Annotated in this window: 10 protein-coding genes; 9 read left to right on the forward strand and 1 reads right to left on the reverse strand. The window is 68.7% G+C overall.

From position 1 onward, the window contains the following. Positions 1–303 precede the first annotated feature (303 nt). The 8 genes from ABT352_RS23850 to ABT352_RS23885 all read left to right on the forward strand — a co-directional run bounded on the left by ABT352_RS23850 (position 304) and on the right by ABT352_RS23885 (position 6,854). Positions 304–993, forward strand: coding sequence for a helix-turn-helix transcriptional regulator (locus ABT352_RS23850; protein ID WP_350947113.1), 690 nt, complete (start codon positions 304–306; stop codon positions 991–993). A gap of 74 nt (positions 994–1,067) precedes the next feature. Next, a complete protein-coding gene (locus ABT352_RS23855) occupies positions 1,068–1,277 on the forward strand; it encodes a DUF5988 family protein (protein WP_350947114.1) in 210 nt (69 codons plus the stop codon). Between the two features lie 162 nt (positions 1,278–1,439). Next, positions 1,440–1,967, forward strand: coding sequence for a cold-shock protein (locus ABT352_RS23860; protein ID WP_350947125.1), 528 nt, complete (start codon positions 1,440–1,442; stop codon positions 1,965–1,967). Positions 1,968–2,318: 351 nt separating this feature from the next. Next, a complete protein-coding gene (locus ABT352_RS23865; protein ID WP_350947115.1) occupies positions 2,319–3,350 on the forward strand; it encodes a GDP-mannose 4,6-dehydratase in 1,032 nt (343 codons plus the stop codon). A gap of 93 nt (positions 3,351–3,443) precedes the next feature. Continuing rightward, positions 3,444–4,307: a 3-hydroxyacyl-CoA dehydrogenase family protein gene (locus tag ABT352_RS23870; RefSeq protein ID WP_350947116.1), complete on the forward strand. Its 864-nt coding sequence runs from the start codon at positions 3,444–3,446 to the stop codon at positions 4,305–4,307. Next, on the forward strand, positions 4,304–4,594 hold the full coding sequence (locus ABT352_RS23875) for an acyl carrier protein (protein WP_350947117.1): 291 nt from the start codon (positions 4,304–4,306) through the stop codon (positions 4,592–4,594). Before ABT352_RS23870 ends, ABT352_RS23875 begins: the two co-directional genes overlap by 4 nt. After that, positions 4,587–5,696, forward strand: a complete 1,110-nt coding sequence (locus ABT352_RS23880; RefSeq protein ID WP_350947118.1) for an acyl-CoA dehydrogenase family protein — start codon at positions 4,587–4,589, stop codon at positions 5,694–5,696. Before ABT352_RS23875 ends, ABT352_RS23880 begins: the two co-directional genes overlap by 8 nt. A gap of 18 nt (positions 5,697–5,714) precedes the next feature. Continuing rightward, the gene (locus ABT352_RS23885) at positions 5,715–6,854 is read left to right on the forward strand and encodes an HAD-IIIC family phosphatase (RefSeq protein WP_350947119.1); all 1,140 of its coding nucleotides are present in this window, start codon (positions 5,715–5,717) and stop codon (positions 6,852–6,854) included. Here ABT352_RS23885 and ABT352_RS23890 read toward each other — a convergent pair. Next, positions 6,851–7,534: an O-methyltransferase gene (locus ABT352_RS23890; RefSeq protein WP_350947120.1), complete on the reverse strand. Its 684-nt coding sequence runs from the start codon at positions 7,532–7,534 to the stop codon at positions 6,851–6,853. The genes ABT352_RS23885 and ABT352_RS23890 overlap by 4 nt on opposite strands. A 233-nt stretch (positions 7,535–7,767) precedes the next feature. Between ABT352_RS23890 and ABT352_RS23895 the strand changes: the two genes are divergently transcribed. Continuing rightward, the coding region (locus tag ABT352_RS23895) for a type I polyketide synthase (RefSeq protein WP_350947121.1) at positions 7,768–11,814 on the forward strand (4,047 nt) is incomplete at its 3' end.

Consider the following 11,814-nt stretch of genomic DNA (forward strand, 5'->3'; position numbering starts at 1 on the left):
CCGGCGGGCGGTGTGCCGCCGTCGCCGGTTCGAGGGCCCCGGCCGTACGCGCGATATTTAGTGCGGAACGTGAACTATTTCCCCGGGTGGGCGCCCGGAAGTTCGGTACCGAACGAGACCGCCCCACCGCACCGCAAGGTCCGAACCGGACGCCTCACGCACCACAGTCTTTTACTGTTTGTCGTGGGCTTATGTTGACCTGCTTTCGCACCGATTAATATCATGTTAATAAGTGGATTTGGTCGTTACCCCATAGTTATCGGGTCATCGTCTCGTCTGCTGGAGGAGAGGAATGGTAATCAGATGAGTATTGATATCGGCATCGCTCCGGTTGATGAGGAACGGCGGCTTCGGTTAGTCGGCCCACCCGCCGACGGGATAGACCAGTATCGTTCCTTTTTCGACCAGTCGGGAATCTGCGTGGCGAATCTCGACCACGCGACCAGGGTTATCGAGGCGAATCTCGAATTCACCCGGCAATTCGGGCGTTCCCTGGCGGACATTCGAGGACTGGCGTTCTGCGAGTTGCTCCATCTGAGCGTCCGCGACAAGCTGGGACAGCAGTTCACCCATCTGACGGACAATCGGCGCGCCCGCTTCGAGGAGCGGGTGATCGCCGTGCGGCCGGACCAGACCGTGCTCGGCGGCGAGCTCACCGGGATCGCGCTGCACGGCGAGGCCGGCCACGTCGAGAGCGTCATGGTGGTGGTGCGACCCGACCGAGAGCAGCGTGACGACCTGCTGACCGGGAAAAAGAGGCTGCTCAGCAGCATGGAGGCGCGGGTACTCGAAGGTGTCGCCGCCGGGGTGTCGACCGTGCAGCTCGCGTCGATGCTGTACCTCAGCCGCGGCGGCGTGGAGTATCACGTGACGACGCTGCTGCGGAAGCTGAAGGCCACCAACCGCCCGGCTCTGGTCTCCAAGGCGTACTCCATGGGCATTTTCCGGCTCGGCTCCTGGCCGCCCCGGATTCTGCCCGAATTCGTGAAGTAAGTCCATGTAATCGGCCTGCGGTCGCGTGGTCGTCGAGACGATCGCGCCGCCGGAACGGCAAGGGAGGTTTCATCGTGACCAGTGCGAAAATTGTGCTATCCGGTGGGCCGGAGCGACTTTCCGGTCGAAGCCCCGTTCGAACCATGGTCGCCCCGGAGGAGAAGGTGAAGATTCTCTCCGGTGCGGGATACGAGCACTTCGTGCACAACGGTGAATTTCTTACGGTCGACGGGGAGAACCTTCCGGTCTTCCAGTGGTCCGAGCGTACCAAGATAGCCGAGTAAACATACTCGACAATTTTGGAAGTGAGCGGTAAATCGTGTGCGGGATAACCGTGGTCGCGCTCCCATCCGAACCGGGAATGGGTTTCCGTGGTTACCGAAAACGATTCTCCGAGCAAGAGGTACCCATTTCGGGAAAACGTGGCTCTGGTGAGGTGCGGTGTGGTGGTAACGGGTAAGCTCGTCAGCTTCGATGAATTTCGCGGATTCGGTTTCATCGCCCCCGACTCGGGTGGCGAAGACGTTTTCATGCACGTCAACGACCTGAACAGCGACAAGCGTCTCCTCTCGATCGACACGAGGGTCGAATTCAGGGTCGAGAACGGCGGAAAGGGACTGAAGGCGTCCCAGGTCCGCGTACTCGACAGGCCTGCCGCACCGAAGGCCGCCCTGTCCTCGCCGCCCTCGCCGTCCCTGTCGTCCTCACCGTCTCCGTCGGCTCCGCCCGCCGTGCCGAGACCCGCGCCGACGCCCGCGTCGATCGGGTCGGCGGCACCGGCACCGGCTGTCTCCGCCGCCGACCGCCAGGGCAACGACGCCGGTTTCTGTGACGTGCTCTCCGTCGGGGAAATGACGCAGGAGATCACGGAAGCCCTGCTCGTGGCCGTGCCGACGATGACGGCGGAACAGCTGCTGGGCGTCCGCCGATGCCTCGTCGGCCTCGCCCAGACACACGGCTGGGTCGAGGAGTAGCGCCTCCGGCACCGGGCCGCCGATCTCGCCGACCGGATGGCCCTGGTGCCCGATCACGCTCTCGCCGACGGTTCCGTGGGAGTTCGCGGTGAGCCCTCCAGTCTCTAAAGTCCCAGAAGTCCCAGGAATCCCTGGAGTCCGGTAATTCTGCGGCGTTTCCCGGACTTCTCGACTCTGGTGGCAGGCCACTGTCACCGCCGATCACCTGACACCCGGAAGAACTCCCTCGGTCACGGGCCGGCGATCCGCCGGCCCGACGGACTCGATTCCCGCTGTGGGCACGCCGTCGGCGTCTTCGCGGTCGCGACGGTGTCCGGTCGGAATCTGTTCGCGGTGCTGAAAGGAAAGTGCATGTCCAGGCGCGCGCTGATCACCGGTATCACCGGTCAAGACGGTTCTTATCTGGCTGAGCATCTACTGTCCCTGGGATACCAGGTCTGGGGGTTGATCAGAGGCCAGGCGAATCCCCGGAAATCCCGTGTCAGCCGTCTTGTCAGCGATCTGTCATTCGTCAACGGCGATCTGCTGGACGAGGGGAGCCTGGTGAGCGCGGTGGACAAGGTACAGCCCGACGAGGTGTACAATCTCGCGGCGATCTCCTTCGTCCCGATGTCCTGGGACCAGGCCGAGCTGACCACCGAGGTCAACGGCATGGGCGTGCTCCGGATGCTGGAGGCGATCCGCCTGGTATGCGGGCTGGACAAGTCACGTGACGGCAGCAGCGGCCAGATCCGCTTCTACCAGGCGTCGTCCTCGGAGATGTTCGGCAAGGTCGCGGAGAGCCCGCAGCACGAGACGACGATCTTTCATCCGCGCAGCCCCTACGGGGTCGCGAAGACATATGGCCATTTCATCACCCGGAACTATCGCGAGTCGTTCGACATGTACGGCGTCTCCGGGATCCTGTTCAACCACGAGTCGCCCCGCCGGGGCACGGAGTTCGTGACCAGGAAGATCTCGCTGGGGGTCGCCCAGATCAAACTCGGCCTGCAGGAGAAGCTGTATCTCGGAAACCTCGACGCGGTCCGCGACTGGGGCTTCGCCGGCGACTACGTCAGGGCGATGCACCTCATGCTGCAGCAGGACGAGCCCACCGACTACGTGGTGGGCACCGGGCACATGCACTCGGTGCGCGACGCCGTACAGATGGCCTTCGAGTACGTGGGACTGGACTGGCGCGACCACGTCGTCGTCGACCCGGCGCTGGTGCGTCCCGCGGAGGTGGAGACCCTCTGCGCCGACCCGAGCCGCGCCCGGATCGAGCTCGGCTGGGAACCCACCGTGAGCTTCGAGCAGCTGATGCACATGATGGTGGAGTCCGATCTTCAGCACGCCTCGCGCGAGCGGGACTTCGGAGACCTCATCCTCGCGTCGAGCTGGTGAGTTCACGGCCGCCTCTCAAGCCCGGCGCATCGGAGAGAGGCGGTCCGTGAGGCACGGGAAAGGCAAACTCGAACCGCTATGTGAGGCTCAGGGATGAACGAAGTGGAAGATGCCCGGCTGGGGGTCCTGGGGGCCGGGGTGATGGGCACGGGGATCGCGGTCGTGGCGATCGGCCACGGTATTCCGGTCGTGCTCGTCGACGTGTCGGAGGACAAGCTCGCCGACGCCCGGCACCGCGTCGACCTCCAGCTCCGGCACGCGCGGCTGATGGGCTCGGTACCGGCGAAGGGCCAGGTGGCCGACCTGACGACGACCACGGACCCCGCGGCCGTCGCCGGCGCCACCGCGGTCGTCGAGGCCGTCGTCGAGGACGCCGAGATCAAGGCGAAGGTGCTGGGCGAGACGTCACAGCTGCTCGGGGCCGGCACCCCGCTGATCTCCAACACCTCCGGCATCCCGATCGGGGAGCTGGGCAGGTTCACCGCCCGCCCGGACGAGCTGGTCGGCGTCCACTTCATGAACCCCGCCTACCTGATCACGATGGTGGAGGTGATCAGGGGCGACCTGACGAGCGACGAGACGATGACCGCGGTCACCGGACTGCTGGCCCGGATGGGGCGCCGCGGGATCGTCGTGCGGGACGCTCCGGGATTCGTCACGAGCAGGCTGCTCCACCCGATGATCAACGAGGCGGCACGGATCGTCGCGGCCGGCGTGACCAGCGCCGAGTCGGTGGACGACCTGATGCGAGGCTGCCTCGGACACCCCACGGGGCCCCTGCGCACGGCCGACCTGATCGGGCTGGACAACCTGGTCGACGCGCTGCGAGCCCTGTGGGAGCGCACCGGCGACGCGAACTTCCAGCCCTGTGAACTCCTGCTGGAGAAGGTGACGATGGGCCACCTTGGGCGTAAATCCGGTAAGGGCTTCTACGACTACGAGAAGGTGCTTTCGTGAACACGCACCCAGAAGAGACGCTTCAGCCGACCCCCGACACCATCCGGAGGCAGATCCTCGACTTCCTCCAGGAGCGGATCAAAACGGAGGTCGCCGTCGACAGAGACCTGTTCGCCTCCGGGCTCGTCAACTCGATGTTCGCCATGGAGTTGGTCGTCCACCTGGAGCAGAGGTACGGCATCGCCATCCTCGGCGAGGACCTGAAGCTGGACAACTTCCGCACCGTCGAGCGGATGGCCTCCCTCGTCCTGCGGCTGCTGGACACACCGGTGGCGGACCATGCCTGAATGGCTCGCCCAGGCGCGCCAAGGAGTCACCGACCTGGTCGGCGACCAGGCGGCGGAATGGGACCTCGCAGGTCTCCTTCCCACCGAGACGCTGCGGACCCTCGGCAAGCTGGGCCTGCTCTGCGCCGAGGTGTCGCCCGCGTACGGCGGCGTCGGCGCGAACAGCTCGGAGAACGGGGCCCTCACCGCGCACGTGGGCAGCCTGTGCAGTTCCCTGCGCAGCGTGATGACGTCGCAGGGCATGGCGGCGTGGACGATCCAGCGGCTCGGTGACGCCCGCCAGCGCCAGGAGTACCTCCCGAGGCTGACCGGCGGCGAGCTGGCCGCCGTCGCCTTCAGCGAGCGTGAGGCCGGCAGCGATGTGACGGCGCTGACCACCCGGATACGTGCCGACGGTGACACGGTGGTGGTCGACGGGCGAAAGACGTGGACCACCGTCGCACGCTACGCCGACCTGATCGTCGTCTTCGGACGGTACGGGGACGAGGGCGCCGCCGTCGTCGTCCCCGCCGAGACCCCGGGGGTCACCGTACGCCCGGTGCCCAACCCCAGCGGCTGCCGGGCCGCCGGGCACGCCGACGTCGACCTCGACGCCGTACGCCTTCCGGCGAGCGCGGTGCTCGGGGGCGGCGGCCAGCAGCTCCAGCTGCTGGTAACCACGGCCCTGTCCTACGGCCGGATATCGGTGGCCTGGGGCTGTGTCGGGATCCTGCGGGCCTGTCTCCTGGCGGCGGGCTCGCACGCGGGAACCCGCAGGCAGTTCGGTCGGCCCCTCGCCGAACACCAGCTCGTCGCCCGCCACCTCGCCGAGCTCATGGCGGCGGAGCAGGCGGCGACCCGGGTCTGCGAGCACGCGAGCCGCTGCTGGGACGAGAGATCGCCGGAGATGGTGATCGCCACGGTCCTGGCCAAGTACATCGGCTCGACCGAGGCCGCACGCGGTGCGGCGGCGGCCGTGCAGGTGCTGGCGTCGGCGGGGGCGCAGGACGGCCATGTGGTGGCGCGGGCCTACCGGGACGCGAAGCTCATGGAGCTCATCGAGGGCAGCAGCGAGATCTGCCAGCTCATTCTCGCCCAGCACGCCGTCGCACAGTCACACTGACCAAGACGAGGAGGACAGGTGCCCGACAAGACCTCGGTGGTGAAATGCCTGGTATGGGACCTGGACAACACGCTGTGGCAGGGAACCCTGCTGGAGAACGACGAGATCCGCCTGCCCGACTCCATCCGTGAACTCATCCGGGTGCTCGACTCCCGGGGCATCCTGCAGTCCGTCGCGAGCAAGAACGACCACGACCACGCCTGGGCGAAGCTCGAGGCGCTCGGCGTCGCCGAGTACTTCGTGCTGCCCCACATCGGCTGGTCGCCCAAGTCCGACTCGATCCGGCAGATCGCGGAGGAACTGCGGTTCGCCCTCGACACGATCGCGTTCATCGACGACCAGGCCGCCGAACGGGCCGAGGTGACGTTCCACCTTCCCGACGTACGGTGCTACTCCGCCGAACACGTCGCCGAGCTGGCCGGTCTGCCGGAGTTCAGCCCGGAGACGGTGACCGAGGACGCCAGAAGCCGACGGCTGATGTACCAGGCGGGGTTCCGCCGGCAGGCCGCGAAGTCCGGCTTCACCGGTCCCGACGAGGAGTTCATCCGCTCGCTCGGCCTGGTGATGCACATCGAGCACGCCACGGCCGAACACCTCGCCCGCGTCGAGGAGCTGACCCTGCGCACCAGCCAGATGAACGCCACCGGCGTGCACTACTCGCGGGAGACGCTGGAGCGGCTGCTCGACGACCCCGGGCACCGCGTCCTGGTCACCTCGTTGAGCGACCGTTTCGGGCCGCACGGGGCGGTCGGGGTCATCCTGCTGGAGCTGGGCCGCAAGACCTGGCATCTGAAGCTGCTCGCCACCTCCTGCCGGGTCGTGTCCTTCGGCGCGGGCACGGTGATCCTGCGCTGGCTGATCGACCAGGCCGCCCGCGCGGACGCGCACCTGGTGGCCGACTTCCGCCGCACCGACCGCAACCGGATGATGGAGATCGCCTACCGGTTCAGCGGATTCACCGAAGGGAGGTGCCCGTGCGTCGGGAGGCTGCCCGCCTCCGGGGTGAGCGGCCTGGAGCGACTCCACCTCGTCCCGGCACCGCAGGGCGCGCCCACCACCATGACCCTCGTCGCGTGCGACCTCGGGACCCTCGGGACCCTCGGGAACTCGTCAGGCACCCGGCCCTTCGATCTGCGCAGCCCCTCACCCGTCGTCTAGCAGGGCGGTTCGGCCGCTCCCCGCTTGCGCACCAGGGTGATGCCGTCCGCCATCGGCAGCAGTGAGATGTCCACCCGGCGGTCCTCCGCGAGGAGGGCGTTGAACCCGCGGATGGCCTCGGTGTCCGCGTCCCGCGCCTCGGGGTCGACGACCTTGCCGAAGAACAGGGTGTTGTCCACCACGATCAGCCCGTTCTCCCTGAGCAGTGGCAGGGCGGCCTCGTAGTACTTCGGGTAGCCGGGCTTGTCCGCGTCGATGAACACGAGGTCCACCGAGCCCGGCCCCTCGTCGAGCAGGAGCGCGGCGAGGGTGTCCGAGGCGTCGCCGATCCGCAGGTCGATCCGGTCGAGCACACCGGCCCGGCGCCAGTGGGGCATTCCGACACGGGGCCACCGCTCGGTGATGTCGCAGGTGATGACGCGCCCCTCGGGAGCGACCGCGCGGGCCAGGCACAACGTGCTGTAACCGGTGAAGGTGCCGACCTCCAGCACGGTCCGCGCGCCGACGAGCCGGGCGAGCAGCGTCAACAGCTGCCCCTCCTCGGCCATCACCTGCATCGCCCTGCCCGCGGGCAGGGCGGCGGTCTCCTCGCGCAGGGAACGCAGGATCTCGTCCTCCCGCAGCGACATCCGCCGAACGTACTCCGACAACTCTGCTGTGACGTGCAGCTGACCGGCCATTGCGCGAGTGTACGGCCCGGCTCGCTGGTCTTTTTCCCACTCTCGGCGCCGGAGTTACTAATGATTTTCGGGGAGCGCGGAGCCGAGACTGATCCGATGTTGGCGGAGCCTGTGGGCTCGACCGCGGCCGGTGTGGTCCGTCCGGTGGTGTTGTGATCGCCGAACTCGGTTGCGAGGCATCCGGGTCCCGGCGAGTTGACGAGTTCGTGCTGGTCGTTGAAAAGGGTTGAGCTGTGGACAACGAAGCGAAACTCCGGGAATACCTCAAGCGGGCGACCACCGATCTCCGGCGCACCCGTCAACGCGTCCACGATCTTGAGGAACAGAACCAGCAGCCGATCGCGATCATCGGGATGACCTGCCGCTACCCGGGCGGTGTGGCCTCGCCCGAGGACCTGTGGCGGCTGCTCTCCGAGGGCGGCGACCCGATATCCGAGCCGCCCGCCGACCGCGGCTGGGACCTCGACCGGCTCCGCGACGAGTACGGCGACGCCGTACCGCCGTCGCTGTCCGGTGGTTTCCTGCGCGACGCGGCGGAGTTCGACGCCGGCTTCTTCGGCATCTCCCCCCGGGAGGCGCTGGGCATGGATCCGCAGCAGAGGCTGCTGCTCGAAGCCACCTGGGAGGCCGTCGAGAGAGCGGGCATCGACCCGATCGCGCTGCGGGGCAGCCAGACGGGCGCCTTCATCGGCGCGATGTCCCCCGACTACCGCGACACCCTGCCGCACGACATCGACGCCTTCGGGCTCACCGGTACGGCGAACAGCGTGATGTCCGGCAGGTTGTCGTACACGCTCGGTCTGGTCGGCCCGGCGGTGACGGTGGACACGGCCTGCTCGTCCTCGCTGGTCGCGTTGCACTGGGCCGCGCACTCGCTGCGGACGGGCGAGTGCACCCTCGCGCTCGCGGGCGGTGTGACGGTCATGTCGACGCCCAGCACCTTCATCGAGTTCAACCGCCAGGGCGGCCTGTCGCCCAGCGGGCGGTGCAGGGCGTACGCCGACAGCGCCGACGGCACGGGCTGGTCCGAGGGCGTGGGCGTGCTGGTGCTGGAACTGCTGTCGGACGCCCGGCGCAACGGGCACGGGGTGCTCGCGGTCATCCGTGGTTCCGCGGTGAACCAGGACGGCGCCTCCAACGGCCTGACCGCGCCGAACGGCCCCTCACAGCAGCGGGTGATCCGTGATGCCCTGGCGAACGCGCGGCTGTCGGCGGCGGACATCGACGTGGTGGAGGGACACGGGACCGGTACGACGCTGGGCGACCCGATCGAGACCGAGGCGTTGATCTCCACGTTCGGCGAGGACAGGGAACGACCCCTGCTGCTGGGGTCGGTGAAGTCGAACATCGGTCACACGCAGGCCGCCGCCGGTGTGGCCGGTGTGATCAAGATGGTGCTCGCGATGCGGCACGGGGTGCTGCCGAAGACACTGCACGTCGACGCCCCCTCGTCGCGGGTGGACTGGTCCGCGGGCACGCTGGAACTGCTGACCGAGCAGCGGTCCTGGCCCGAGACCGGGCAGCCGCACCGGGCGGGGGTGTCCTCCTTCGGGGTGAGCGGCACCAACGCCCACGTGGTGCTGGAGGAGGCGCCGGAGTCTGAAACGGACGCGCCCGCGGCCGACAGGACACCCGCGGGCGCGGTGCCCGTGCTGCTGTCGGGCCGGACCGACGAGGCGCTGCGGGCCCAGGCCGCGCGCCTGCTCGCCCATGTGGACGGTGCGCCCGAGACGTCGCTGGACGACCTGGCGTTCTCGCTGGCCACGACGCGGTCGGCGTTCGAGCATCGAGCGGGGGTCCTCGCCGCCGATCACGCCGAACTGCGAGCGGGGCTGACGTCGCTCGCGGACGGCGGCGCCGCCGGTGTGATCAAGGGCCATGGCAGGCAGGCCAAGCTGGCGGTGTTGTTCACCGGTCAGGGCAGTCAGCGGGCCGGGATGGGCAGGGAGCTGTACGACCGGTTCCCGGTGTTCGCGGCGGCGTTGGACGAGGTGGTCGCGGAGCTGGACCCGCTGCTTGAGGGCTCGTTGCGTGAGGTGGTGTTCGCCGAGCCGGGGTCGGTGGAGGCGGGGTTGCTGGATCGGACGGGGTGGGCGCAGCCGGCGTTGTTCGCGGTGGAGACCGCGTTGTTCCGGCTGGTGTCCTCGTGGGGGGTGCGGCCGAACGTGCTGGCCGGGCACTCGGTCGGGGAGATCGTGGCGGCTCATGTGGCGGGGGTGTTGTCGCTGGCCGATGCGTGTGCGTTGGTGGCGGGTCGGGCGCGGTTGATGCAGGCGCTGCCTGCCGGTGGGGCGATGGTGTCGGTGCGGGCCTCCGAGGGGGAGGTGGCCGAGCTGCTGGCCGGGCGTGAGGGTGAGGTGTCGGTCGCGGCGGTGAACGGTCCGTCCTCGGTGGTGGTCTCCGGGGTGGAGGAGGCGGTGCTTGAGGTGGCCGCCGCCTTGGAGGAGCGGGGGGTGCGGACGAGGCGGTTGCGGGTGTCGCACGCGTTCCATTCGCCGTTGATGGATCCGATGCTGGAGGAGTTCCGGGCGGTGGCCGGGTCGCTCTCCTTCAGCCCGCCGGAGATCCCGATCGTGTCGACGTTGACGGGGGAGTCGGCGACGGCGGAGCGGTTGTGCTCGCCGGAGTACTGGGTGGAGCAGGTGCGTGGCGCGGTTCGCTTCGCCGACGGCGTGCGCACCCTGCACGGCCAGGGTGTGCGGGCGTATCTGGAGCTGGGCCCCGACGGGGTGCTCACCGCGATGGCCTCCGACACCCTCGCAGCGAGTCCGGACCCGCGTGACACCGACTCGACGCCGGATTCGCCCCTGCGCGCCACGGACCCCGAAGGGGAGACGGACGCGGTGCTGGTGCCGGTACTGCGCGGGGGGCGCGACGAGCGAACGGCGGTCATGTCGGCGCTGACGGCCCTGCACGTGCGTGGGGTGCCGGTGGACTGGCAGGCGGTTTTCCCCGGCGCCCGCCGGGTGGAGGTGCCGACGTACGCCTTCCAGCGCGAGCGGTACTGGCCGAACCCGACCTCGACCGGGGATGCCCGAGGGCTCGGCCTGACGGCTGCCCGGCATCCGCTGCTGGGTGCGGTCATGGGGTTGGCCGACAGTGATGAGGCGTTGTTGACGGGTCGTGTCTCGTTGGGGTCGCATCCGTGGTTGGCGGATCATGTGGTGGGCGGGATGGTGATTTTTCCGGGTACGGGGTTTTTGGAGTTGGTGGTGCGGGCGGGGGATGAGGTCGGGTGTGACCTGGTCGAGGAGTTGACGTTGGTGGCGCCGTTGGTGCTGGGTGAGGACGATGCGGTGGCGGTGCAGGTGCGGGTGGGGGCTGCGGACGGGGTGGGTCGGCGTGAGGTGAGTGTTCATGCTCGGCCTGCGGGGGCCGGTGAACACGACGCCTGGGTACGGCACGCGAGTGGTGTGCTGGCCGGTGGGGGGATCGGCGCGGGAAGTAACGGTGCGGCGGCCGGTGGCCGGGCCGGGGAGGAGTTCGAGGCTTTCGAGGGTGGGGTGTGGCCGCCGAGGGGTGCGTCGGTGGTCGAGTTGGGTGGGTTGTACGAGCGGCTGGCCGGCAGCGGGTTGAATTACGGGCCGGTGTTCCAGGGGGTGCGGGCGGCGTGGCGGGGGGTGGACGGTGCGCTGTTCGCCGAGGTGGTGTTGCCTGATCGGGTCGCCGATGCGGGTGGCTACGGGGTGCATCCGGCGTTGCTGGACGCGGCGTTGCACGCGGTGGCTTTCGCGGGGGCGGGAGATCCGGAGGGTGTGCGGTTGCCGTTCTCGTGGGGTGGGGTGTGTCTGCACGCGGGTGGGGCGTCGGTGCTGCGGGTGCGGTTGGCGTGGACGGGTGAGGACGAGGTGTCGTTGAGCGCGGTGGACGCGGTCGGGGAGCCGGTGCTGTCGGTGCGCTCACTGGTGCTGCGCCCGATCCCGTCCGACCGGCTTGGCTCGGCCTTCCAGAGCGGGGGAGTCGAGCGGGAGGCGCTGTTCGGGGTGGAGTGGACGCCGGTGGCGGAGCCCTCTTCGGGTGAGGTGTCACCGGTGGCGGTGCTCGGCCCGGACGTGCTGGGTTTCGCCGAGGCATGGCGGGTGGCCGGGCAGGCGATTCCGGCTCATGAGGATCTGTCCTCGCTGGTGGCGGGGCCGGTGCCGGACGCGGTGGTGACCGAGGCGGTCTCGGATCAGGCGGGCGCGATGGTGGGGGCGGTGCGTGCTTTGGCGGTTGGTGTTCTGGGGTTGGTGCAGGGGTGGTTGGCCGATGAGCGGTGTGGGGGTTCGCGGTTGGTGGTG

It is taken from the genome of Streptosporangium sp. NPDC000563 (assembly GCF_040299985.1).
Classification (GTDB): domain Bacteria; phylum Actinomycetota; class Actinomycetes; order Streptosporangiales; family Streptosporangiaceae; genus Streptosporangium.